The 23,719-nt window shown below is 69.5% G+C and carries 26 protein-coding genes; 12 read left to right on the forward strand and 14 right to left on the reverse strand.

From position 1 onward, the window contains the following. Both E1295_RS36760 and E1295_RS36765 read right to left on the reverse strand, forming a co-directional pair. On the reverse strand, nt 1-981 hold a 981-nt coding region (locus E1295_RS36760; RefSeq protein WP_132637971.1), incomplete at its 3' end, for an alpha/beta fold hydrolase. A 60-nt stretch (nt 982-1,041) separates the two neighbouring features. After that, nucleotides 1,042-2,139 carry a CapA family protein gene (locus E1295_RS36765; RefSeq protein ID WP_132637973.1) on the reverse strand — a complete coding sequence of 366 codons (1,098 nt, stop codon included), beginning with the start codon at nt 2,137-2,139 and terminating at the stop codon, nt 1,042-1,044. 354 nt (nt 2,140-2,493) lie between these two features. Here E1295_RS36765 and E1295_RS51360 point away from each other — a divergent pair, with 354 nt between their 5' ends. Both E1295_RS51360 and E1295_RS51365 read left to right on the forward strand, forming a co-directional pair. After that, on the forward strand, nt 2,494-2,760 hold the full coding sequence (locus E1295_RS51360) for a hypothetical protein (RefSeq protein ID WP_246080787.1): 267 nt from the start codon (nt 2,494-2,496) through the stop codon (nt 2,758-2,760). A 112-nt stretch (nt 2,761-2,872) separates the two neighbouring features. Further along, nucleotides 2,873-3,148: a hypothetical protein gene (locus tag E1295_RS51365; RefSeq protein ID WP_246080789.1), complete on the forward strand. Its 276-nt coding sequence runs from the start codon at nt 2,873-2,875 to the stop codon at nt 3,146-3,148. A 390-nt stretch (nt 3,149-3,538) separates the two neighbouring features. Here E1295_RS51365 and E1295_RS36775 read toward each other — a convergent pair whose 3' ends face one another. Further along, nucleotides 3,539-3,793 (reverse strand): DUF397 domain-containing protein, encoded by a 255-nt coding sequence (locus E1295_RS36775; protein WP_342775937.1) that lies wholly within the window; start codon nt 3,791-3,793, stop codon nt 3,539-3,541. Between the two features lie 25 nt (nt 3,794-3,818). Further along, on the reverse strand, nt 3,819-4,682 hold the full coding sequence (locus E1295_RS36780; RefSeq protein ID WP_132637977.1) for a helix-turn-helix domain-containing protein: 864 nt from the start codon (nt 4,680-4,682) through the stop codon (nt 3,819-3,821). 755 nt (nt 4,683-5,437) lie between these two features. Between E1295_RS36780 and E1295_RS52030 the strand changes: the two genes are divergently transcribed. The 5 genes from E1295_RS52030 (at nt 5,438) to E1295_RS36800 (ending at nt 8,785) form a co-directional block, all read left to right on the forward strand. After that, entirely contained in the window at nt 5,438-5,569 is a 132-nt protein-coding gene (locus tag E1295_RS52030) for a hypothetical protein (RefSeq protein WP_269129010.1), read from the forward strand. A 1-nt stretch (nt 5,570) separates the two neighbouring features. Further along, the gene (locus tag E1295_RS36785; RefSeq protein WP_132637979.1) at nt 5,571-6,221 is read left to right on the forward strand and encodes a hypothetical protein; all 651 of its coding nucleotides are present in this window, start codon (nt 5,571-5,573) and stop codon (nt 6,219-6,221) included. A 151-nt stretch (nt 6,222-6,372) separates the two neighbouring features. Beyond that, a complete protein-coding gene (locus tag E1295_RS36790) occupies nt 6,373-6,984 on the forward strand; it encodes an HD domain-containing protein (RefSeq protein WP_132637981.1) in 612 nt (203 codons plus the stop codon). Between the two features lie 120 nt (nt 6,985-7,104). Further along, complete coding sequence (locus tag E1295_RS36795) at nt 7,105-7,923, forward strand: Rieske (2Fe-2S) protein (protein WP_132637983.1); 819 nt, start codon at nt 7,105-7,107, stop codon at nt 7,921-7,923. Between the two features lie 28 nt (nt 7,924-7,951). Then, on the forward strand, nt 7,952-8,785 hold the full coding sequence (locus E1295_RS36800; protein ID WP_132637985.1) for an NAD(P)H-binding protein: 834 nt from the start codon (nt 7,952-7,954) through the stop codon (nt 8,783-8,785). On the opposite strand, the gene E1295_RS36805 is transcribed toward E1295_RS36800, so the two are convergent. From E1295_RS36805 to E1295_RS36820, 4 genes are all read right to left on the reverse strand, one after another. Next, nucleotides 8,778-8,999 (reverse strand): hypothetical protein, encoded by a 222-nt coding sequence (locus E1295_RS36805; RefSeq protein ID WP_132336171.1) that lies wholly within the window; start codon nt 8,997-8,999, stop codon nt 8,778-8,780. The two genes, E1295_RS36800 and E1295_RS36805, sit on opposite strands and share 8 nt — an antisense overlap. A 30-nt stretch (nt 9,000-9,029) precedes the next feature. Next, on the reverse strand, nt 9,030-9,785 hold the full coding sequence (locus tag E1295_RS36810) for a sulfite exporter TauE/SafE family protein (RefSeq protein ID WP_132637988.1): 756 nt from the start codon (nt 9,783-9,785) through the stop codon (nt 9,030-9,032). An 87-nt stretch (nt 9,786-9,872) separates the two neighbouring features. Further along, nucleotides 9,873-10,796 carry an SPFH domain-containing protein gene (locus E1295_RS36815; protein WP_166427589.1) on the reverse strand — a complete coding sequence of 308 codons (924 nt, stop codon included), beginning with the start codon at nt 10,794-10,796 and terminating at the stop codon, nt 9,873-9,875. 106 nt (nt 10,797-10,902) lie between these two features. Next, nucleotides 10,903-11,691 carry an ABC transporter ATP-binding protein gene (locus E1295_RS36820; protein WP_132637990.1) on the reverse strand — a complete coding sequence of 263 codons (789 nt, stop codon included), beginning with the start codon at nt 11,689-11,691 and terminating at the stop codon, nt 10,903-10,905. 70 nt (nt 11,692-11,761) lie between these two features. Here E1295_RS36820 and E1295_RS36825 point away from each other — a divergent pair, with 70 nt between their 5' ends. Then, nucleotides 11,762-12,481: a hypothetical protein gene (locus E1295_RS36825; RefSeq protein ID WP_246080791.1), complete on the forward strand. Its 720-nt coding sequence runs from the start codon at nt 11,762-11,764 to the stop codon at nt 12,479-12,481. A 21-nt stretch (nt 12,482-12,502) separates the two neighbouring features. Here the strand turns inward: E1295_RS36825 and E1295_RS36830 are convergent, their stop codons facing one another. Together E1295_RS36830 and E1295_RS36835 are read right to left on the reverse strand one after the other, a co-directional pair. Then, nucleotides 12,503-13,126, reverse strand: coding sequence for a response regulator (locus E1295_RS36830; RefSeq protein ID WP_132637992.1), 624 nt, complete (start codon nt 13,124-13,126; stop codon nt 12,503-12,505). Then, a complete protein-coding gene (locus E1295_RS36835) occupies nt 13,123-14,238 on the reverse strand; it encodes a GAF domain-containing sensor histidine kinase (protein WP_132637994.1) in 1,116 nt (371 codons plus the stop codon). Before E1295_RS36835 ends, E1295_RS36830 begins: the two co-directional genes overlap by 4 nt. Before the next feature lie 93 nt (nt 14,239-14,331). Here E1295_RS36835 and E1295_RS36840 point away from each other — a divergent pair, with 93 nt between their 5' ends. The 3 genes from E1295_RS36840 (at nt 14,332) to serB (ending at nt 17,459) form a co-directional block, all read left to right on the forward strand. Beyond that, on the forward strand, nt 14,332-14,988 hold the full coding sequence (locus tag E1295_RS36840) for an SDR family oxidoreductase (protein ID WP_132637996.1): 657 nt from the start codon (nt 14,332-14,334) through the stop codon (nt 14,986-14,988). Then, nucleotides 14,985-16,013 carry an S-adenosylmethionine:tRNA ribosyltransferase-isomerase gene (locus E1295_RS36845; RefSeq protein ID WP_132637998.1) on the forward strand — a complete coding sequence of 343 codons (1,029 nt, stop codon included), beginning with the start codon at nt 14,985-14,987 and terminating at the stop codon, nt 16,011-16,013. Before E1295_RS36840 ends, E1295_RS36845 begins: the two co-directional genes overlap by 4 nt. 225 nt (nt 16,014-16,238) lie before the next feature. Beyond that, nucleotides 16,239-17,459, forward strand: a complete 1,221-nt coding sequence (gene serB / locus E1295_RS36850; protein ID WP_132638000.1) for a phosphoserine phosphatase SerB — start codon at nt 16,239-16,241, stop codon at nt 17,457-17,459. A 1-nt stretch (nt 17,460) separates the two neighbouring features. Here serB and E1295_RS36855 read toward each other — a convergent pair whose 3' ends face one another. From E1295_RS36855 to E1295_RS36870, 4 genes are all read right to left on the reverse strand, one after another. Further along, a complete protein-coding gene (locus E1295_RS36855; protein ID WP_246080793.1) occupies nt 17,461-17,928 on the reverse strand; it encodes a SixA phosphatase family protein in 468 nt (155 codons plus the stop codon). A 422-nt stretch (nt 17,929-18,350) separates the two neighbouring features. Next, nucleotides 18,351-20,666, reverse strand: a complete 2,316-nt coding sequence (locus E1295_RS36860; RefSeq protein ID WP_132638002.1) for a sodium-translocating pyrophosphatase — start codon at nt 20,664-20,666, stop codon at nt 18,351-18,353. A 1,107-nt stretch (nt 20,667-21,773) separates the two neighbouring features. Then, on the reverse strand, nt 21,774-22,193 hold the full coding sequence (locus E1295_RS36865; protein WP_132638004.1) for an ATP-binding protein: 420 nt from the start codon (nt 22,191-22,193) through the stop codon (nt 21,774-21,776). A 1-nt stretch (nt 22,194) separates the two neighbouring features. After that, complete coding sequence (locus E1295_RS36870) at nt 22,195-22,545, reverse strand: STAS domain-containing protein (protein WP_043629845.1); 351 nt, start codon at nt 22,543-22,545, stop codon at nt 22,195-22,197. Between the two features lie 409 nt (nt 22,546-22,954). Here E1295_RS36870 and E1295_RS36875 point away from each other — a divergent pair. Next, the coding region (locus E1295_RS36875; RefSeq protein ID WP_246080795.1) for a DEAD/DEAH box helicase at nt 22,955-23,719 on the forward strand (765 nt) is incomplete at its 3' end.

Raw genomic sequence — 23,719 nt, forward strand, 5'->3', positions numbered from 1 at the left:
CCGCAACGCCGTACCGGCCCGCCCGCCCTCGACGTGGTCGGCGAACTCGGCGATCATCCCGGCGACGGCGTCCGGCCGGCTGCGGTGGGCCCAGTGCCCGGCCGCGAGCCTGCGGTGCCACAACCCGTCCACCCACCCGCCGAACGAGGCCGTGAGCGCGGGCGTCACGAACCGGTCCCGCGTGGCCTCGATGACCTGCACGGGCACGTCGGGGACGCGCGGGTCGAGACCGCGCGGATCCGGACCGGGACCGCCGGGGCCGCGCCGATCGGGTTCGTGCCGATCGGGTTCGTGCCGATCGGGTTCGCGCCGATCGGGTTCGTGCCGATCGGGTTCGGGGCTGCTGAGTGCGGCGGTCATGTTGCGCCGGTAGAGCCAGAGCCCGTTGCGACCGTCCTCGGCCAGGGTGGGCGCCGGATGCCCCGGCCGCGGCGTGACGCCCTCGCGCAGCAGCGTGCGGGTGAAGACCCGCGGCATCACGGACCCCCACGCCAGCTCGGGCAGCGCGGGCAGCCGGAAGGCCCCGATGTACCACGACCGCAGCCGCTGCGCCGCGACGTCACGCCGCCGCCCGTGCCGCGTGAAGTGCCGCGTCTGCCGCAACCCCGGCCCGCCCAGGCTGGTGAACGAGGCCACCCGGTCACGGACGCCCTCCCGGGCGATCGCCTCCCACCCCTGCAGCGAACCCCAGTCGTGCCCTGCGAGGTGCACTTTCGGCTTGCCCACGGCGTCGAGCACCGCGCCGAGATCGGCGATCAGGTGATCGAAGCCGTACGCGCGGCGGTCGCGCGGGGCCGTGGACCGGCCCGCCCCGCGCACGTCGTAGCGCACCACGTGGAAACGGTCACGCAGGAGCGTGGCCACCTCGTCCCAGACGCGGTGGGTGTCGGGGTAGCCGTGGACGAGGACGATCGTCGGCCTGCCCGGGTCGCCCTCCTCGAACAGCGCCAGCCGTACGTCACCGGACTCGACCCACCGCATCGCGACCTCCTGTTGGACGCACCGTCCAGCAGGATAACAACGCCCGTTCCGCCGGGTGGATCACCTGTCGGGGCCGGCCGACAGGCCCGTGCAGGAGCGCAGGTCCTTCCAGTCCTCGACCGCCCGCGTCTTCGACGCCCCCTTCATCGGCACCGGAACGCCGCCCTGGATGGTGGCGGGGGTCCAGGTGTCCTTGAGCACCTTCCGCCCGTTGATCGTCAACGTCAGCACCCCGGTCCTGCCCGTGGTCGCAGGATTGGAGTTGTAGAAGACGAAGTTGCCCATGCCGTAATTGACGTACGCGTTCTTGAGATATCCGGAGCCGAGGAGGATGTGCGCGTGCCCGCCGACCACCACGTCGGCGCCCGCCTTGACCAGCTTGGGGGCGAGCGAGCGTTGCGCCGGGTTCGGGCACTTCTCCATCTCGGTCCCCCAGTGCAGGTGGACGATCACCGTGTCGGAGTTCTTGCGCGCCTTGCGTACGGCCCTCAGCAGACTCGCCTCGTCCTTGGCCGAGGCCAGCCCGCCCTTGCCGGCGGCAGCCGTCCACGACTGGATGAACTCCGCGTCCATGACCTGCGTGGCCCCGATGATCGCCACCCGGTTGCCATTCACGGTCGTGCGGTACGGCCGGTACGCCTGCGCCGCATCCTTCCCGATCCCGACCACGGGGAACTTGCTGCGCTTGATCGCCGACAGCGAGTCGGCCAGCCCGTCGTCCATGTAGTCCATGCCGTGGTTGTTGGCCATGGACGCCACGTCGACCCCGGAGGCCTTCAACGCGCTCAGCGCGCTCGGCGGCGCCCTGAACGTGAACTCCTTGCCCGGCGCCGGCGTCCCCCCGGTGGTGATGGCCGTCTCCAGGTTGACCATGGCTAAGTCGGCCCTGCGCAGCACCTTCGCGATCGGTCCCAGTGCCGTGCGCGGGCTGGAGAGCCGGGGGCGCAACATCCCCTCGAAGTGCACGTCCCCGCCGAAGGCGATCGTGTACGGCCGCCGCTGCGGCGTCGGCTTCGCGGAGGGCGTGGCGGAGGGCGTGGAAGGCGCCCGTTCCTTCTCCACCTGCCCGCTCTGCAACTGCCTTTCCGGCTGCGGCGAGGAGCATGCGGCCAGGGACACGACGACAGCGAGCAACGGGAGGGCATGGGGGAGTCTCATCTACTGCCACTTCCACTCGAATCCTGTCTTCCAGGGATCGAGCATGCCATGCGGGGCGCTTTACCGTGCACTCCTCCCACTTGACAACAAATCGGACACCACGTCACGCGGCCCGTCGTCGGCCACCTTAACCGAATGACTCGCTAAGTTGAATTATTCAAGTTAGGTTCGGAGCCCGGCCCGCCATGAGGCACGGGTGGGTACCGAGGACGAATCCACGGAGGGACGCACCATGCCGTGTATGCCGTTGCGGACAACGCGGACACCGGGGCTGGGCGGTCGTGGATGCGGCGCCGGTTGCACCTCGTCGGCCGACCGGAAAGGTGGTTGTCATGCCTCGTACTGTCTTGTCTCATGACCGACATCGACGACTTGCCGGCGGTCTATGACGAGCAGATGCGGGGAGCGCCTCCCCACCCGCCGGCCGGCGTCACCTACGAGCAGGACGGTCCGCTGTTGCGGATCGTCGGCCAGTTCCGCGGCTTCGTCAGCGCCCCACGCGACGTCGGAGTACGCGGCAGCGAACTCGACCGGCTGATCACCCGCCAGCGCGACTGCCGCACGCGGCGAGGCGGCCGAATGGAAGACCCGCAGGCACGACCAGCCGATCGACCTTGCTGAGCGGCTGCGTGCTGCGGGCTTCACTCCAGAGGAACATGAGACGGTCCTCATCGGCCGCGCCAGGAACATGACTGCGGCACCGGCTCCGCCAAGCGGTGTCACCCTGCGGCGGGTGACCGATGACATCGATATGCATCGCATCGCCGTCATGGAATCGATCGTCTGGGGACAGGACTGGAGCCGGCTCGGCGATGGTCTGATCGCCCGCGTCTCAGCAGCCCCGGAAGAGATCGCTGTCATGGTTGCCGAAGCCGATGGAGCGGAACTCGCCGTCGCCTATCTGCACGTGGACGCGTCCGACGACAGCGCGCCGATCCTGCGGCGGCTGGGCTTCCACTCGGTGACCACCACCACGCCCTACGTATGGTCACCACCACAGCAGCCCTGATGGGAATGGGACCCGCGCCCGGCCGGGATCTCGAAGTCCATCGCGTCCCCTCTACCGGGGGTGTTGCGACGACCGCTTGAAAAGAAGCTTTCGGGCGCGGGCCGTTCACGTGACGATTCTTCACGATGTCGGGCCGGGCAGCGGCCATTCATCTCGCCCTGGCGGACCTCTGCGGAAAATGCTTCGACAATGAGTCCAAGGACGGGCGGGCTCGTGTGAACACCGGGGGCACCTGGCGTGTGCCCTGTGATCAACCGGGCGGTCAGTGTGTCATGATGGGCAAGTCTTCAGTGCTCAAGTGTGCAGGTGAGCCGGAGTGCGGCGAGGCGTGCCAGGCCTCGTCCCGAACGGCCCTGAAAGGTTGTGTCAGCAACATGCCAGGGCCGTTCTTTATGCGCCGGCCCCTAGCGTGGCCATGTCGAACTCACCGTCACGGACACCCGCGGTGAAAGCCTCCCACTCCGCCGGAGTGAAGACCAGGACGGGCCCGTCCTGCTCTTTACTGTCGCGCAACGCGACATTACCGTTGGCCAAGGGGGCGACTTCAATGCAGGCGTCTGCGCCGTTGCAGAAGGTGCTCTTCCGCCAAGCCGCCTCGACAGGTTGGATGTGCATTCTCTCCCCAAACAGACAAAGGGGCTCCATTGCCCCTTTTGAGGTTTAGTGGTGGCTAACGCCGCCACAGCATAGCCTTACGCTGGATGAGCACGCGCGACTCGTCCTCATCCAGCGTCTCCGACTTGAGGTGACCGAAGGCCGCCTCATAACCTGCCACGCGGCCGAGATCTTCGACGAAGTTGGCGGTGTACAACTGCTCGAGGTACACCACGTCGTCGAAGTCCCGGAACTTCAGATGGATGAACGCGCTCGTGTTCACCGGATGAAGTGCGTCCAGGGCGAGGACATGGATGCTGACGTGCGGCAACATGGAGATCTCCAGAAGATGCTCCATCTGCGCGCGCATCACCGAAGGCTCACCGAAGCGGCGCGTCAGCGCCGACTCATCCAGCACGACCGTGAGCTCGCAGGGATGGGCCCGGTGCAGAACGCGACGCTGCCGGTCGAGGCGGGCCTCGACACGGCTCCGGACACCGCTGTGCGTGATGCGCGCGATGCCCCGGGAGGCCAGGATGACTTCCCGCGCGTAGTCCTCGGTTTGCAGGAGACCGGGCACGATCTGTGGTTCCCACGATCGTTGTGAGGTCGCCTCCGCCTCAAGCCCGAGGAATCTTGTGTATTCCTCAGGAAGAGTGTCTTCGTAATCTTCCCACCACCCGCGCTGCTCCGCATCCCGCAACAGGCCGAAGAGCTCGTCAAGTTTCTCCGCGTCGATGCGGTAGAGCTCGGCCAGCGCCTTGACGTCGTCGGCGACGGGCATGGTCTTGGCCGCCTCGATGCGGCTGACCTTGCTGGCCGACCAGCCGAGCTCGCGGGCGGCCTTGGCGCCGGTGAGCTTCCTACGCTCCCGGAGGAGGCGCAGCTCCTGCCCGAGGCGGAGCCTGCGTACTGTGGGACTGCCCTGCTGCGATGGCACCGTCCACTCTCCTTGTCGGGAATGAAGGTGTAGCCGGAAGGGGTCGTTTGGGAGCCCGGCTTGGGGGCCGTTCGCCCAATCTTACACTGCAAGTTGCACGGATAGTCGCGTCTGGCCTTGCCAAGCAGGCTTTCACGGGGAGAGCTCAAGGGCAAGGCGAGCTCCGCCAGGCGGCGGAACGGGACGACAATGGACGCGGGTCGTGCCAGCGCAATCACACCTGTTGACGCTTGTCGTGCAAGTTGCACCGCAAGCCAAGAAGCAAGTCGCGAAGAAACTTAAATCTTCCCTTGCCAAAAGTATTGCAGCATCGCCGACCTGGGGGGACGATCGGTCTCAGGAAGGACCTCGGATGGTGAGGAGGCCGCACATGACCACACGGCCGTACGCATCGGGCCTTCCGACCACGAACGCGCGCCCCCAGGCGGGCCGCCTCGCCGGCAACGTCGCCGTCCCGGAACTGAGAATCCACCCCAGGGAGGCCACTTGCCGGAAGGACCATCTCATCGCCTGACCGCTCAGCGAGAGTCTGCTCATTCGAGCATGAAAAAAGCCGGTCCGCGGCCGATATCCGACTCGCCGCACATGGGCTGCCACCCTGCGACGAGGTCGGCCATCAGCCGCCGGACCGGCACAGAAGCCACCTCAAAATGCCGCGAAAGGGGTCTTCTATGTACTCACAAGGTACCAAGGGACTCAGCCGAATCAAGTCCCGGATCCGGGAACTCGTCGCATGGGCCGACCGGGAAATCTGCATGGAACCCGACGAGTTCGCCCACCGGATGGGCTGGACCGTCGAGCGCACGGGGTTCGGCGCTCGCCGATACCGCGACCCGCGCTTCGACCAGCTCCGCCTCCCGCACCGCGTGACGGAGGAGGTGTCTTGACGTGCCGAGGAACCCGCGCAAGCAGATCTACCCCGGCTACGAGGACCTGCCCGCCGCCGGCCGGCGCGGCCCGCTCGTCAGGCTGTGGCGGATCCGTACGGAGCTGCTGCTGGCCGCGGCGCTGGCGGCCTTCACACTGACGCTGCTCGACGCCACCCAGCAGGGCCGGTGGATGCCGCTCATCCTGCTGAGCAGCGCCATCTCGGTGCCGGCCGTCACCAGGACCGGCCGCAACTGGGTCACCTCCCACGTCTGGTGCGTGATCTCCCGCCACCGCCTGCAGCGGGTCTGCCTGGAGACGACGATGCACACCAGGGCGGGCCGGATCCCGCTGGTGCTCTGGATCACGCCCACGTCGAGGGGCGAGAAGGCGCTGATCCTGACGAGGGCGGGGATCTGCGCCGAGGAGTTCGAGGCGTACAGCGAGGAGATCGCCGCGGCGTGCTGGGCCAGGAGCACGAACGTCTACCGGCACCGCACCCGCTCGCAGTTCGTCGTCGTGGAGATCGTCCGGCGCGACGAGACGCCGGGAGTGGCCTCCCCCGGCCTGGACAGGTTGTACGGCCGCCGCGCGTGGGTCTCGTTGCGGCCCGACTTCGAGGAGCCGCCTGATCTCCGCGCGGACGTCGCGCTGGCCCAGGCCGGCCAGTAGACCTGGGGGACCGCGCCACCCCAGGGCAAAGCCCCGGAGACCGCGGGGGCTCCGGGGCTTCCCCGTGCGCTCGACGTTCGCAGTGGTCACGTACTGTTCAGCTGAGTGCCGGTAAGGATTTCACCAACCCGGGTGATCAAGGCACATTAGGGTGTCGCGCGTGACTATCGCACCGGAAGAGGACCGCCTGAACACCCAGATCGCCTTCGCCATCGAGATCGACAAGTTGAAGCGGATCATCCGCCGCAACCATCTCATCGACGGTTCGCGACGGGAGAACACCGCAGAGCACTCCTGGTACGTGGGCACGTTGGCGATGGTCCTCGGCGAGCACGCCCCACCGGGGACAGACCTCCAACGGGTGGTGGCCATGCTGCTGGTGCACGACCTGGTGGAGATCGACGCCGGTGACACCTTCATCTACGACCCCGTGGCCGTCACCGCCCAGGAAGAGGCCGAGCGGGCCGCCGCCGACCGCATCTTCGGCCTGCTGCCCGCCGACCAGGCGAGGTGGATGCGGGAGTTGTGGGACGAGTTCGAGGAGCGGAAGACGCCGGAGGCGATGTTCGCCAAGGCGCTCGACCGGTTCGCCCCGATCCTGGCCAACCATCACACGGAGGGCGGCACCTGGCCGCTGTTCAAGGTGACGGCCGCCCAGGTCAGGCAGAAGGTACGGATCATCGAGGAGGGTTCGCCCTCGCTCGGTGCGTACGCGCGGGAGCTGGTCGATCTCTCCGTGGCCCGGGGACACCTGTCCGAGTGATGCCCTCTTGCCCGGGGTAGGGGACTTGTCGTGAAAGAGGAAGTGCGAGCGAAGCGTCGGCAACTACGGGGTTTCGCCGGGCCGGTCGCCCTCGCCGATCGACTCGAGAAGTCGAAAGTCATGGACAAAGCCGTCAGGGCGCTGGCGAAGACCGTACGCCGGCGCATCCCCCAAGGACGGGTACGCGATCTGCTGCACGGTGTTCCCACCGGCAAGCCGCTGCATCCGCCGCTCGCCACGGTGAGTCTCGGCTGCTGGATGTCGGCCTCCGTGCTGGATTTGGCGCGCGCCGACCCCCGGGCCTCGCGCCTGCTGCTGGCCGCCGGCATCGCCAACGCGCTGCCGACGGCCGCGGCCGGGCTGACCGACTGGTCGTCGCTCCACCGCGAGCAGCAGCGGGTGGGGTTCGTGCACATGGCGTCGAACGTGGCCGCCCTCGGCCTGTTCTCCGCCTCGCTGCTGGCACGGCTGCGCGGGCACGAGCGCCCCGGCCGGCTCCTGTCGTTCGCCGGGCTCGGCATGGGCTCCCTCGGCGCCTATCTCGGCGGCCACCTGGCCTACCGGCAGGCGGCGGGGGCCAACCACGCCCCGCAGGTCACCCATCTGGTCCCGCTGGGCTGGCACGACCTGTGCCCGCTGAGAGATCTGCCGGACGGCCGTCCTGTGGCGCGCAGGCTCGGCTACATCCAGCTCTTCGTGCTGCGCCAGGGCGAGGCCGTGACCGTGCTCGGCGACCGCTGTCCCCATCTGGCCGGGCCGCTGCACCAGGGCAGGCTCGTCATGGAGGACGGCGAGGCGTGCGTGGTGTGCCCGTGGCACAGCAGCACGTTCCGGCTGACGGACGGCTCGGTGAAGCACGGCCCGGCGACCGCTCCCGCCCCCATGTTCGAGACGCGCGTCAGGCGCGACGGCACCCTCCAGGTGCGCCCCTTGACCTGAACTTAGCTTGAGGTCCTACGTTCGGCGCATGGGCAAAATTCTGGTGACCGGCGCGACCGGCAACGTAGGCAGGCATGTGGTGACCCGGCTGGCGGAGGCCGGGCTGGAGGTGCGGGCGCTGGCCAGGAATCCCGAACGGGCGCATCTGCCCGTCGAGACCGTACGCGGTGACCTGACCGTCCCCGAGAGCCTGGAGCCGGCGCTCGACGGCGTGGAGAGCGTGTTCCTGCTCTGGCCGACGACCTCGGCCGACAGCGCCACGGACACGATCACGGCGATCGCCAAGCACGCGCGGCGCGTGGTCTACCTGTCGGCGGACACGGCGGATGCGTCGGACGACGAGCAGCCGTCGTACTTCCACCATCAGGTGGAGCGGCTGATCCGGCACTCGGGTGCCGGCTGGACGTTCCTGCGGCCCGGCGGGTTCGCGGCCAACACGCTCATGTGGGCCGACCAGATCAGGCAGGGCGTCGTACGCTGGCCGTTCGGGCAGGCCGCCAGGTCGCTCATCCACGAGAAGGACATCGCGGCCGTGGCCGTGCACGCCCTCACCTCGGCCGGGCACAACGGCGCGACCTACGCGCTCACCGGCCCCGAGCAGCTCACCCAGGCCGAGCAGGTGCGCGTCATCGGCGAGGTGCTGGGCCGCGAAGTGCGCTGGGAGGAGTTGCCCGTCGAGAAGGCCCGTGAACAACTCATGGCGGCCTGGGCCGACCCGTCCTTCGTGGACCTGGCGTTGCAGGGGTGGGAGACGTTCGTGAGCCGCCCCGAGCGGGTCACCGACACCGTGGAGCGGCTGCTCGGGCGGCCCGCGCTGACGTTCCGCCGGTGGGCCGAGGACCGCGCGGCGGACTTCAGCTGACCTCGTCGGCGGGGTGCTCGACGAGGGCGAGGATGCGGCTGGACATGAACCGGGCCGTGCGCACCGGGGTGCCGGTCCTGGTGACCTCGCTGACCTCGACGAGCCCCCGCCGCGTGTTGACCTCGACCCGCCGGCCGGCGCGGGTGGCCCTGATCTCGTAGGTACGCGGTGATCCTCCCGCGTCGATGACGATCTCCACCCGATCACCCTTCATGTACGGATTCATACCCAGATAGACGGAAATTTATCCGTACACCAGTACGATAATCGCCGCGATCCCCACGCACACGATGATTCCCCGCAACACGGGAGCCGGGATGCGCCGGCCCAGCCTGGCCCCCAGGAACCCGCCGGCCATCGCGCCCAGCGCCACCCCGGCCACGGCCTGCCAGTCGACGTCGGCGACCAGCGTGAACAACACCGCGGCCACGGCGTTGACCAGCAGCGCGAGCACGTTCTTCGCGGCGTTCACCCGTTGGAGGCCGTCGTCGAGGAAGATGCCGATCAACCCGATCAGCAGCACGCCCTGGGCGGCCCCGAAGTAACCGCCGTAGACGCCCGAGGCCAGCACGCCCAGCCACAACGCCGCCCCGCCGTGCGGATGCCCGCGCCCACGCCGTTCGGCCAGCCAGGCGTTGAGCCGCGGCTGCACCATGACCAGCAGGCAGGCCAGCGCGATGAGCGCGACGACGACCACCTCGAACACGTCGGGGTCGAGGAACAGCAGCAGGATGCCGCCGATCAGCGCGCCGAGCGCCGAGGCCGCGCCCAGGCGCACCAGGCGCTCGCGCTGGCCCTGCAGCTCGACACGGTAGCCGTAGGCGGCCGTGAAGGAGCCGGGCACCAGCCCGATGGTGTTGGACACGTTGGCGGTGACGGGATCGACGCCCACCGCCACCAGTGTGGGGAACGTGATCAGCGACCCAGAACCGACGACCGCGTTGATGGCGCCCGCCATCACCCCGGCCGCGCAGACCACGGCCAGCTCCCACCCCGTCACAAACCCTCCTTGCCCCGAGAGACCCGCTCGTCGAACCGCCGTGCGGCCATGCCTAGGACCGGAGTGCCGGCCCTCGCAGCGGGTCGTTCACTGGGTGTCCGAGCTCTTGGGGGGTGTGAAAAGACCGCCGAGATTTTCCAGTGCCTTGCCCATCTCCGACGGCACGATCCAGATCTTATTGGCCTCGCCCTTGGCGATCTCCGGCAGGGTCTGCAGGTATTGGTAGGCGAGCAGCTGCTGGTCGGGCTTTCCCTCGTGGATGGCCTTGAAGACCATGCCGATCGCGTCGGCCTGCCCCTTGGCACGCATGGCCTGGGCCTCGGCGTCGGCCTGGGCGCGCAGCACGGCCGCCTCCGCCTCGCCCCGCGCCCGCAGCACCGCGGCCTGCTTCTCCCCCTCGGCCGCGAGGATCGAGGCCTGGCGCTGCCCCTCCGCGGTCAGGACGGCGGCGCGTTTGTCGCGGTCGGCGCGCATCTGCTTCTCCATCGAGTCCTGGATGGAGGCCGGCGGGTCGATGGCCTTGAGCTCGACCCGGTTGACCCGGATGCCCCACTTGCCGGTGGCGTCGTCGAGCACGCCGCGCAGCGCGGTGTTGATGTCCTCGCGCGAGGTCAGCGTGCGTTCGAGATCCATGCCGCCGACGACGTTGCGCAGCGTCGTGACCGTGAGCTGCTCGACGCCGGTCAGGAAGTTGGCGATCTCGTACGTCGCCGCCTTGGGGTTGGTGACCTGGAAGTAGATGACGGTGTCGATGGAGACGACCAGGTTGTCGGAGGTGATCACCGGCTGCGGCGGGAACGACACCACCTGCTCGCGCAGGTCGATCAGGTCCTTGATGCGGTCGATGAACGGCACCACCAGGTTGAGCCCCGGCGTCAGCGTGCGGTGGTAGCGGCCGAGGCGCTCGATGATGGCGGCCGTGGCCTGCGGGATGATGCGGATCGTGCGTGCCACCGCGAAGCCCACCGCCGCGACCACGACAAGGGCGACGATGAGCTGCTCGATGGTCATGGCGACGCTCCGAAGCCGACGGTACCGACTCCGTAGATCTTATTTGGTTTCTGCTACCCGCAGTGTCCCGTCAGCGTCGGGTGGCTTTATCGGCATAAATGGCGACCTAGTGCGGACGCGCGTACCAGCGGCCCTCACCGCTGCGCTCCAGCGACAGCGGCACCCCGAACGTGTGCGAGAGGTTGTCGGACGTCATCACGTGCTCCAGCGGCCCCTGAGCCACCACGGAGCCGTGCCGCAGCAGCAGCCCGTGCGTGAACCCCGCCGGGACCTCCTCCACGTGGTGCGTCACGAGCACCAGCGTCGGCGAACGGTAGTCGCCCGCCAGCAGCGACAGGCGGCGCACCAGATCCTCGCGCCCGCCCAGGTCGAGCCCGGCGGCCGGCTCGTCGAGCAGCAACATCTCCGGGTCCGGCATGAGCGCGCGGGCGATCTGCACCCGCTTGCGCTCGCCCTCGGACAACGTGCCGAACCGCCGCCTGATCAAATGGGCCGCGCCCATCATGTCGATCAACTCGACGGCCCTCGTGACGTCGTTGGAGTCGTACTCCTCCGTCCAGCGGCCCATGATCCCGTACGACGCGGTCAGCACGAGGTCGATGACCTTCTCCTCGGGCGGGATGCGCTCGGCCAGCGCGGCGCTCGCCAGCCCGATCCGCGGCCGGAGGTCGAAGACGTCCGCCTGCCCCAGCCGTTCGCCGAGCACCTCGACCAGGCCCTCACTCGGATAGAGCAACGTGGCAGCGACCTGCAGCAACGTGGTCTTACCTGCGCCGTTGGGGCCGATGACCGCCCAACGCTCGTCCTCGTTGACCGTCCAGTCGATGCCGCGCAGCAGGGCCGCTCCGTCGCGCCTGACGGCGACGTCCTGGAGCCGCAGCACCTGACCACCCATCCCCGAATCCCTCCTTCAGGAGTCACCCACGGGACAAACCTATTGCAGGGCGAGCGCTTATCGTGGATCGGTGCGCCCTGAATCGCCTGTCTGTCCCTCCCTGGTCGCCTGGGGGAACGCCTGGCTCGCCGGTCACGTCGGCCTCGACGAGGCGGCTGACCACGTCGAAGCCGCCGGCGGACCCGTTGTCGCGGGCGACGTTCCGCTGCGTAAATACCTCGCAAATCTCCGCGTGGACGGCCTGCGCGAGCTGCGGCTCGCCCTGCCTGCGCCCGGCGACCCGCTGGGCCTGTCGGGCCCGCCGTCGTTCAACTCGGCCGCGGTCGACGTCGGCCAGGCCGCGATCGCCGTGGCCGGCGACCAGAACATCGGCCTGCTGCCCCTGCCGGACCACCGCGGATCGTCCTACGTCGGCGTGCGCCTGGACGTGCACGACTCCGGCCCCGCACGCCATGACCTGCCCTCGCTCGCCGAGGCCGAGCGCGACCTCTCAGACGCGATGCGGTCGGCCACCGAGGCGCTGACCTCCGTCGACGGCCCGGTCGGCGACCGTCCCGGCCGGCTGGGGCAACGCGGCGGCGAGCTCGCGCCCGGCTATCCGGCCCGCGCCCACCGCGTGTCCACCCTCGCCACGCGGCTGGCCACCGTGCTGCGCCTGGCCGACGACCGCGGTCTCACCTCCGGTCAGGTCGCGGCGCGCGCGGAGGCGCTGCGCGAACTCGACCGTGCGGTGCGCCGCGCGCTCGTGGCGGCCCACCACGCGATCTTCGAGCCGGTCAGGAACCATTGACGCGCCCCCCGGCCCGCGCGCTCAGCCGAGGCCGTGCCGCACGGCGTAGAGGGCGGCCTGGGTGCGGTCCTGCACGCCGAGCTTCATCAGCACGCTGGACACGTGGGTCTTGACCGTCTTCTCCGCCACGGCGAGGCTCCTCGCGATCTCCCTGTTGGACCGGCCGGCCGCGATGAGCGCCAGCACCTCCCGCTCGCGCTCGGTCAGCGGCACCGGCCCCGGCACGCCGGACGCGCCGTCAGGGGAGGCCAGCATCGCCTCCGCCGCCTCGGGCGCGAGCAGCACCTGACCACCGTGCACCGCCCGCACCGCCTGGACCAGCGCGGACGGATCGACGTCCTTGTAGAGGAACCCGGACGCCCCCGCGCGCATCGCGGGCCCCACGTCGGACCGGTCGCTCACCGACGTCAGAACGACGATCCTGGTCGCGGTGCCGGTCAGCCGCTCCAGCGCGCCGAGGCCGTCGAGCACGGGCATCTTCAGATCCAGCAGCAGCACGTCGGGGCAGAGCTCCCCGACCAGCTCGACCGCCTGCGCCCCGTCGCCCGCCTCGGCCACCACGGTGATGTCGTCCTGCAGGTCGAGGAACGTACGCAGCCCCTGACGCACCACCGGGTGATCGTCGGCGATCAGCACGCGGATCACGCGGTCACCTCCACCCGCACCGTGGTCCCCCTGCCCGGGGCCGACCCGACGGTCATGGCGCCCCCGACCGACTCCGCCCTGTCACGCATCGACGCCAGGCCGAGGCCGCGCGAGCCGGCCTGCTCGAAGCCCCTGCCGTCGTCCTCGACGGTCAACACCAGCTTGCCCTCCTCGTATGCCAGGCGCACCGAGACGCGGGACGCCCCGGCGTGCCTGAGCGCGTTGTGCAGCGCCTCCTGGGCCACCCTGAGCACCGCCACCTCGACCGCCGGGTCGAGCGGCGGCAGTTCGTCGCACGCGAACACCACCAGGGACGGGTGGAGCCGGTCGAGCATGCGCACGTGCTTGCGCAGCGTCTCCGTCAGGCCGTGCCGGTCGAGGTCGGCCGGGCGCAGCTCGACGATCACGGCACGCAGCTCCGTCAGGGCCTCGCCGGCCAGCCGCTGGACCCGCTCCAGCTCGGGCGCGACCTTGTCGGGCGCCCTGTCGAGCATGGCCTGCGCCGCCTGGGCGGTCAGCCTCAGCGAGAACAACTTCTGCGTGACCGCGTCGTGCAACTCGTGGGCGACCCGGTTGCGCTCCTCCAGCATGGCCAGCTCACGGCCGCGCTCGTAGAGGCGGGCGTTGGTCAGGGCGATCGCGGCGTGCGCGGCGAAGAGCGTCAGGAGGTCCTGGTCGTCCTGTGTGAAGCCGCCTGGCGTGCGCTTGTTGGCCAGGAAGATGATGCCGAGCACCTCGTCGCCGTCGCGGATCGGCACGCCAAGGAAATCCTTCATCACCGGATGCGCCTTCGGCCACCACTCGAACCGCGGGTCCTCCCGCAGGTCGGGCAGCCGGGCCGGAACGCCGTCGCGGAGCATCGCGCCCAGCATGCCGTGCTGTCTCGGCAGCGGGCCGATCGCGTCCCATTGCTTGTCGGTGATGCCCTCGGCGACGAACTCCGCGAACGACCCGTCGTCGTCCGGCACGCCCAGCGCGGCGTAACGGGCGTCGAGGAGGCGCTGCGCCGAGCGTACGATGACCTGCAGCACCTCGCGGACCGACAGATGGCGGGTGACCGCGAGCACCGCGGAGCTCACCGCGTGCAGGACTTCCTCTCGGTCGGTGGACACGCCCCCACCCTATGGTCCTAGGACGATGTGCCCAGGCGCGGTCCGGCCCTCAGCCCGATGCCCGCCGCGCGCCGCGTTCCTAACGTCGTGGTCATGACGAACACCGCACTCATCACCGGCGCGTCCCGCGGTCTCGGCCTCGCCCTGGCGAGGGCCCTGGCGGCGGCGGGATGGAACCTCGTACTCACCGCCCGCGGCGCCGACGACCTGCAACGGGTCGCCGACGAACTGGACGCCACCGCCGTGCCCGGCGACGTGACGGACCCGGCGCACGTCGTACGGCTCGCCAGGGCCGTGCCCCGGCTCGACCTCCTGGTCAACAACGCCAGCGACCTGGGCGTGACCCCTTTGCCACCGCTCGCGGGCTACCCCCTGGAGGCGTTCAGGGCGCTGCTGGAGACCAACGTGACCGCTCCCCTCGCCCTCATCCAGGCCACGCTGCCCGCGCTGCGGGCCTCCCAGGGCTCGGTGGTCAACATCACCTCCGACGCCGCCACGGGCCCGTACGAGGGCTGGGGCGGCTACGGAGCCACCAAGGCGGCGCTGGAGCAGCTGTCCAACGTGTTGTCCGCCGAAGAGCCGGAGCTGCGCGTCTGGTGGGTGGACCCCGGCGAGATGAACACCCGCATGCTGGCCGACGCCGTGGGCGCCGAGGAGGCCGGCGCCGCCACCGACCCCGCCAAGGTCGCCGCGGCGCTGCACGACCTCGTCACCGCCCGACCCGCCAGCGGGAAGAAGAGCCTGCAATGACCGCGTCACTGACCGGCGCGCTCGACTTCTCGCTGCCGCCCGGCCTCGCCGCCCACGAACCGCCCGAGGCGAGAGGAACGGCCAGGGACGCGGTACGCCTGATGGTCTCGCGCGGCGACCTCGACCCCGGCCACCACCGCTTCGCCGACCTGCCCCGGCTGCTCGACCCCGGCGACCTGATCGTCGTGAACAACTCGGCGACCCTGCCGGCCGCCGTCCGGCTCGACCGGCTGGCCGTGCACTTCTCGACCGCTCGGGAGGACGGCACGTGGCTGGTGGAACTGCGCCGCCGTACGCCCAGAGCGTCCGAACCCTACGGAGGCGGCGAGCCGGGCGAATGGCTGCCGCTGCCGGGCCGGGCCACGTTGCGGCTGATCGAACGGGAGACGCCACGGTTGTGGCGGGCCGAGCTAGACCGGGACGTGAAGCGCTACCTGCGCGTGCACGGGGTGCCGATCCGTTACTCGTACGTGGAACGGGACTGGCCGATCGAGGACTACCAGACCGTGTTCGCGACCGTGCCGGGCAGCGCCGAGATGCCGAGCGCGGCCCGGCCGTTCACCGCGGACCTGGTCGCGGCGCTCGTGGCGCGCGGCATCGGGATCGCGCCGATCACCCTGCACACGGGGGTCGCCTCGCCGGAGAAGGACGAGCCGCCCTACGCCGAACGGTACGACGTGCCCGGCCACACGGCGCGGCTGGTCAACCTGACCCGGGAGAACGGCAACCGGGTGGTGGCCGCGGGCACGACCGTCGTACGCGCTCTGGAGACGGCCGCGGCCGGCGGCGCGGACGGGCGCGTGGCCGCCTCGGCGGGCTGGACCCGGCACATCGTCACCCCCGAACACGGCGTGCGGGCCGTCACGGGGTTGATCACCGGACTGCACGAGCCGCGTTCCAGCCACCTGCTGATGCTGAGCGCGATCGTGGGCGAGAGTGTGCTGGCGCGGGCGTACGAGGCGGCGCTGCGGGAGCGGTATCTGTGGCACGAGTTCGGCGACACCCACCTGATCCTGCAGCACTAGGCCCCGGCCCACCGACATTCACCCCCTGCCCGAGCACTGCCTGCCGGAGCACAGCCTGCCCGGGCACCGCCTGCTCGGGCCGGTATCACCGCATAATCGCCGTCAGGGCCTGGTTCGGCCGTCTTCATGCTGACCGGCGGCTGGAGTGCTCCGGTCTCCGGCCCCACGTCGGAACACCCATCCTGCTGCGCAGGCACCCGACCGGGCGCAGTACCGTGACTGGATGTGGACCAGCGCACCCTCCTGATCACGTTGAACGGCCCTGACCGCCCGGGCGTTACTTCACGGCTTTTTTCCGTTCTGTCCGGATTTCCGGTGACCGTTGCGGACATCGAACAGGTCGTCATCCGAGGCCGGCTCACGCTCGGCGTACTCGTCGCCTACGCGGGCGGCCCCTCCACCGGCACCGGTACGACGCTCGGCGCCATGTGGACCGCCGTCGAGCGGGTGGCTGAGGACCTCGGCATGGAGGTGGAGCTGTCCACCGGCTCCCAGGCCAAGGAGCAGCGCCGCCGCGGCCGCCTGTCGGTCAGCGTGCTCGGCGCCACCCTGCAGCCGGCCGCCATCGCGGGCATCGCCGGCCGCATCGCCGCCGCCGGCGCCAACATCGACCGCATCGAACGCCTGGCCCAGTGGCCCGTCACGTGCATCGAGCTGTCGGTGTCCGGCGCCGACCCCACGTCCCTGCGGGTCGAGCTGGCCGCCGAGGCCGCCGCCCAGGAGGTCGACGTGGCCGTGCAGCGCACCGGCCTGTCGCGGCGGGCCAAGCGCCTGATCGTCATGGACGTCGACTCGACCCTCATCCAGGGCGAGGTCATCGAACTGCTGGCGGCGCACGCGGGCTGCCTCGACGAGGTGGCCAGGGTCACGTCGGAGGCCATGCGCGGGGAGCTCGACTTCGCCGAGTCCCTGCGGCGCCGGGTGGCGCTGCTCGAAGGGCTGCCCGCTGACGTGCTCGACCTCGTACGCAAGGAGGTGGTGCTCACGCCGGGCGCACGCACGCTGGTCCGTACGCTCAAACGCCTCGACTACCGCTTCGCCATCGTCAGCGGCGGGTTCACGCAGATCACCGACGGCCTGGTGGACGAGCTCGGCATCGACTACTCCGCGGCGAACGTGCTCGAAGTGATCGACGGCAGGCTGACCGGCCGGGTCGTCGGGGAGGTCGTCGACCGTCCCGGCAAAGCGCGGGCGCTGGAGAGGTTCGCCCGCGAGGCGGGCCTGCCGATCTCTCAGACGGTGGCCATCGGCGACGGCGCCAACGACCTCGACATGATCGCGGCGGCCGGGCTGGGCGTCGCCTTCAACGCCAAGCCGGTCGTACGCCAGGCAGCCGACACCGCGGTCAACACCCCTTATCTCGACTCCATCCTCTACCTGCTCGGCATCTCCCGCGACGAGGTGGAGGCGGCCGACGCCGAGGACGGCGCGCTCGCGGCCGGGTGAGTCAGCCCTCCTTGGGGTCCCAGCGGGTGATCAGACGGCCCTCGCCTTGACCGAGCTCCGACCACGGCGACTCCACCCGGATCGCCGCGAAGGCCCCGGGCCTGAACACGTAGTCGCCGCCCGCGAGCCCCAGCGCCAGCTCGTGCACGCCCGGGTTGTGCCCGCACAGCACCACGGTGCCCAACTCGGGATCGCTCCTGCGCACCAGTTCGAGCAGTTCGTCGGGGTACGCCTCGTAGATGTCGCGCTCGTAGCTGACCTCGGCCTCGGGGAAGGCGAGCTCCGCGGTCCGCCTGGTCCGCAGCGCCGGCGAACAGAGCACCATCTCGGGGGCGAACCCGGCTGCCCTGATCTCGTCGCCGGCCCGTTTCGCGTCGCGTTCGCCCCGATCGGTCAGCGGCCGCTCGCGGTCGAGCAGGCCGGCGATCTGCGCGGCTTTCGCGTGACGCAGCACAATCAAGGTCCGCACCGGTCATCCATTCCTCGTCGCCCAGGTGGCCAGCCCGACGAGCACGGCCAGGACGACCAGCATCGCCAGCAGGATGAGTCCCAGGGCCTTGCCGCCGCTCGGCCGCTTGTCATCGTTCACGTGCCCAGTCTCCCATCGGGGTGCTCAGGTCCCGCGTCTCCCCTGAAAGTGCGGATCTGCCCCGGGAATCACGGAACATCCGCAGAAAGCGGAAACGTCCTAAGATCGTCACCTCCCTGAGAAGGGCTCCCAGAGAGGGGCACCTCCCGGAGAGGGGCACCTCCCGGAGAGCGTCTCCCTCGGAGCGCGCCGCCTTCCCGGAGAGAAGCACCTCCCAGAGACAGGCACCCCGGAGAAGACCCTCGGAGAAGGCGGAACGCCCGCCTCCCGAGCGGAAGGCGGGCGTTCGCTGATCGAGTGCGTCAGGACGCGACGGGCTCCTTGTCGCGGTTGTTGTCGTTGGCGGGCTCGCTCTTCACCGACCGCCGCTTGGACACGATGATCGCGGCGACCACCACGCCCACGGCGACCACCGTGATGCCGATGCGGATCGCCGGGTCGGCCGCGTAGAGGACGACGGCCGGCGCGATCAGCAGCGCCACCAGGTTCATCACCTTGATCAGCGGGTTGATGGCCGGGCCGGCGGTGTCCTTGAACGGGTCGCCCACCGTGTCGCCGATGACCGTGGCGGCGTGGGCCTCCGAGCCCTTGCCCCCGTGGTGACCGTCCTCCACCAGCTTCTTGGCGTTGTCCCAGGCCCCACCCGAGTTGGACAGGAACACCGCCATCAGCGTGCCGCAGGCGATGGCTCCGGCCAGGAACGCGCCCAGCGGCGCGTAGCCGAGGGCGAACCCGACCGCGATCGGGGTCATGACCGCCAGCAGGCCGGGCGTGGCCAGTTCGCGCAGCGAGTCGCGGGTGCAGATGTCGACGACCCGGCCGTACTCCGGCTTCTGCGTGCCGTCCATGATGCCCGGGTTGTTGCGGAACTGGTCGCGTACCTCGAAGACCACGCGCATCGCGGCCCGGCCGACCGCCGAGATCGCGAGCCCGGAGAACAGGAACACGACCGCGGCGCCGATCACCAGGCCGACCAGCACGTTGGGCTGGTCGATGCTGAGGCTGAACGAGGCGAACGTGCCGAGCGTCTCCTTGACCGCCGCACTCGCCGCGGTCAGCTCGGTCTCGACCGCCGTACGGAAGGCGCCGAAGAGCGCGGTCGCCGCCAGTACGGCCGTGGCGATCGCGATGCCCTTGGTGATGGCCTTCGTGGTGTTGCCGACGGCGTCCAGGCTGGTGAGCACGCGGGCGCCCTCGCCCTCGACGTCGCCGGACATTTCGGCGATGCCCTGGGCGTTGTCGGAAACCGGGCCGAAGGTGTCCATCGACACGATGACGCCGACTGTGGTCAGCAGGCCGGTGCCCGCCAGTGCCACCGCGAACAGCGCGATCGTCACGTTGCCGAAGCCGAGCAGGAACGCGCCGTAGACCGCGCCGCCGATGATCAGGGCGGAGTAGACGGCCGACTCCAGGCCGACGCTGATGCCGGCCAGGATGACGGTGGCCGGGCCGGTGGCCGAGCTCTCGCCGATCTCACGCACGGGACGCCGGTTGGTCTCGGTGAAGTAGCCGGTCAGCAACTGGATGGCGCTCGCCAGCACCAGGCCGATGAGGACCGCGCCGATGGCGATGAGCCGCGGGTCGGCGGTGGACTCGACGGCGGCGCCGGTCAGGCCGCTGAAGCTGCTGGGCAGGTACCAGAACGCGGCCGCCGTGACGAGCACCGCCGAGATGGCGGCGGAGATGAAGAAGCTGCGGTTGATGGCCGCCATGCCGTTGCGGTCGCGGTCGCGCATCCCGGTGACGAAGATGCCGATGATCGCGGTGACCACACCGATCATCGGGACGATGAGGGGGAAGACGAGCCCCTCCTCGCCGAAGGCCACCCGGCCCAGGATGAGGCTGGCGACCAGCATGACGGCGTACGACTCGAACAGGTCGGCCGCCATGCCGGCACAGTCGCCGACGTTGTCACCCACGTTGTCGGCGATGGTGGCGGCGTTGCGCGGGTCGTCCTCGGGGATGCCCTGCTCGACCTTGCCGACCAGGTCGGCGCCGACGTCGGCGGCCTTGGTGAAGATGCCGCCGCCGACTCGCATGAACATCGCCAGCAGTGCCGCGCCGAAGCCGAAGCCCTCGAGCACGCCGGGCGCGTTGCCCTGGTAGATGAACACGACCACGGCCGCGCCGAGCAGGCCGAGGCCCACGGTGAACATCCCGGCCACGCCGCCGGTGCGGAAGGCGATGCGCATGGCGCGCTTCTCGCCCGAGTCGTTGGCCGCGGCGGCGACGCGCACGTTGCCGCGCACGGCCAGCCACATGCCGATGAACCCGGTCAGCGCGGAGAACACCGCCCCGACCACGAAGAAGATCGATCGTCCGATGCGGACATCCATGTCCCCGGGTAGGAGGAGCAGCAGGAAGGGAATCACGACGACGAAGATCGCCAGCGTGCGGAATTGACGGGCTAGGTAGGCCGCGGCGCCCTCTTGCACGGCGCGCGCGATGTTCTGCATGCGTTCGGTGCCCTGGCCGGCGGACAGCACTTCGCGTACCAGGCCGCCGGCGACGGCTAGCGCTATAAGTGCGACCGCGGCGACCACGATCACGATGGTGAGATTGTTTCCGCTCAGGGCCAGATTGGACGCTGGCTCCAGTGCCAGCATGTGCCTGCTCATCGTTCTCCTCGGCAAGACCGGTCGTCCTGCCCGGGCGGTGCTGCACTGTTCCTCGGCGGGTGTTGCGGCACCATCCGGGTTGTGGGTGCCGCTTCCGGTTGAATCCGCGTTCCGCCGGATCACCTTGGCCGGTGCCGGGAGTCTACGCAGGCACTCCACGGATATGAAGGCTTCAAGGGCCGCTAATTGTGCAAGCGTCCAGTAAATCCCTGCCCGCGCCCCGGTTTGGGCTCTGACAGGCTAAATTTCTCCCGGTTTACGGTCATGACAAGGTCATGATATGTGCTGACCGAAATCTGGGACAGGGAGGGCCGGAGCACGTCATCCACAGGCTGTGGACAACAATCCGCACAGCCCCTCCGGATCGCCCACGGGCCCCGGGCACCCGCGACTTACACGGCTTGCAGGTCATGCGCGGATGGCACTCCCGATACGCACCGAGGACTACCCAACACCACATTCGTCCCGACAAGCCCCCTGACTCCCGACCCCCGCTTCGCGCGCAGGTGCGGGTGGGGCCTCGGCATGGGGCCCCACGCGTGGTCGGCACCCGCGGTCGGCACCCGCGGTCGACGCGCGTGATCGGCACGCGTGATCGGCACGCGTGATCGGCACGCGTGATCGGCACGCGTGATCGGCACGCGTGATCGGCACGCGTGATCGGCACGCGTGATCGGCACGGCGTGCCGAACCTCGAGGCGGTTGTGCAGACCGGCCATCGACGGGACAGCAGTCACCCACGAGAAGGCCGACCGACCAGGAGCAGCCGACCGACCACGAACCGCCATCCGACCACGAGCAAACGTCAGCCATGAGCAGCCGCCTGACCATGGGTGACGTCGGTCGTCGACAACATGGCTCTTGGCGAGGCGGGCCACGTCCCCGGGTGTCGTGGGGACATGGGCAGGCATGGAACGGAAGCCATGGTGACCGTGCGCCGTGACGGCGGGAACCCCGTGCCGGTCAGAGGGCGTCTCCCTGGAGGCCCTCAGCCATGGTCGGCGGGTGGGGCCTCGTTGGCTTTGCCGTAAAAGACGAAAATTTTAATATGCTGCTGGGCGCCGAGGGCGCCCAGCAGCGAGGCGGTGAAGCACCCGCGGAAAGCGGTCACGCGCCGTTGACGGCGGGCCAGCTCATGCGGATGTTGGTCCCTTTCGGACCGGGGAAGACCTCGACGTCGTCGGCCAAGCCCTCGATGACCGCTATGCCGAAGCCCGACATGAACGAGTCAGAAAGCATGCCCAGGTCGAGGGGCTGTTCCGGCTTGATCTCATCGCTGGGGGCGTGATCGCTGACCGTGACTTCGAAGCGGCCGGAGTCGTCACGCAGCTCGATGCGGATGGGTTCGCCCGGACAGTGGGCGCGATGCACCTCGACCGCCCGGGAGCATGCCTCACCCACGGCGAGCCTGACTTCGTCCAGCAGGGACTCCTCCACGCCGGTGCGGCGGGCGATAGCCGTCGCCACCAGCCGTGCGGTCCGCACGTGCGCGGGGAGAGCGCTGAACGTCAGCTCGACGGTAGCCATGCTACTTGTCTTTGCCGTGAGCTTCCTTGGCCTCGTCGACCGAAGCGTAAATCCCGAAGACCTTGGTCAGGCCGGTGATCCGGAAGATCTTGAGGATACGCTCCTGCGTGCACACCAGCTCGAGGGAGCCGTCGTGCGCGCGAACCCGCTTGAGTCCACCGACCAGGACGCCCAACCCCGTCGAGTCGAGGAAGTCGACCTTCTCCATGTTGACGAGAAGGTGGAAGTTGCCCTTGTTCACCAGATCGATGAGGAGTTCACGCAATCTCGGCGCCGTGTAGACATCGATCTCACCCTCGACCTCCACGATGGTGAGTCGGTCTTCGGTGCGGTGATCCAACTTCAGATCCACAGATCCTCCAGCGCCTCGCCTGCGAAAGTAGTCTTGCGGGCCTGGCAACCTGGAGCGTGGCCCCAGACTGTCCGACCCTGACGCGCGGCATTCAACCACGTGCCTGGCTTGTGTCTATACGAAATCACGATTCCCGGCGACTTTGCCCACCGATGCCAGACTGGAAACAGTGACTTCCACCGCATCCTCCCCAGAACAGGCAGGTCCACTCCTCCACCACCTGCTTGGTGTTCCCGCACGTCATGAGCGCGTCACCCATGTGGAGCATGTTCCAGCACGTCAGGCGGGTCAAGCCCGATGGCCCAATTGGACATCTGAAGTCCTTGTTACGCGCTTGGCGAACCGCGGGGTGACAGGACTCTGGCCTCACCAGTACGAGGCCGCCGACCTGGCATTCCGTGGCCGAAACGTGATCATCTCGACGGGAACGGCGTCCGGGAAGTCGCTGGCGTACCTCACCCCCGCGGTCACAACCTGCCTGGACGGCGGCACGATCCTCTACCTGACGCCGACCAAGGCCCTTGCCGCCGACCAGCTGCGCACCCTGCGCGAGCTGCGCATCACCAAGGTGCGGGCCGCCACGTTCGACGGTGACACTCCGTTCGAGGAACGAAAGTGGGTACGCCAGCACGCCAACTACGTCCTGACGAACCCCGACATGCTGCACCGTGGCATCCTTCCCCGCCATGCGCAGTGGTCGTCCTTCTTCCGCCGGCTGCGCATGATCGTCGTGGACGAGTGCCACGGCTATCGCGGCGTCTTCGGATCTCACGTCGCCCAGATCCTGCGCCGCCTGCGGCGGGTCTGCGCACGGTACGGCACGGAGCCCACGTTCCTGCTCGCCTCGGCGACGGCCAGCGAACCGGGAGCGTTCGCCAAGAGGCTGACGGGGCTTGAGATGCACGAGGTGGCCGTTGACGCCTCGCCCAAGGGGTCGACGACCATCGCGTTGTGGGAGCCGCCTCTGACGGAGCTGCGGGGCGAAAGAGGGGCGCCCGTACGTCGCACGGCCACGGCGGAGGCCGCCGACCTGCTCGCGGACCTCGTCCTCGCCGACATCCGCACGCTCGCCTTCGTCCGCTCGCGCCGCGGCGCGGAAACGGTCGCTTTGTCCGCCCGAGCCAAACTCGCCGACGTCGCCTTCTCCCTCATCCCACCTTCCGCCCACCACCCC

Source organism: Nonomuraea mesophila (assembly GCF_004352805.1).
GTDB classification, from domain to species: Bacteria; Actinomycetota; Actinomycetes; order Streptosporangiales; family Streptosporangiaceae; genus Nonomuraea; species Nonomuraea longispora.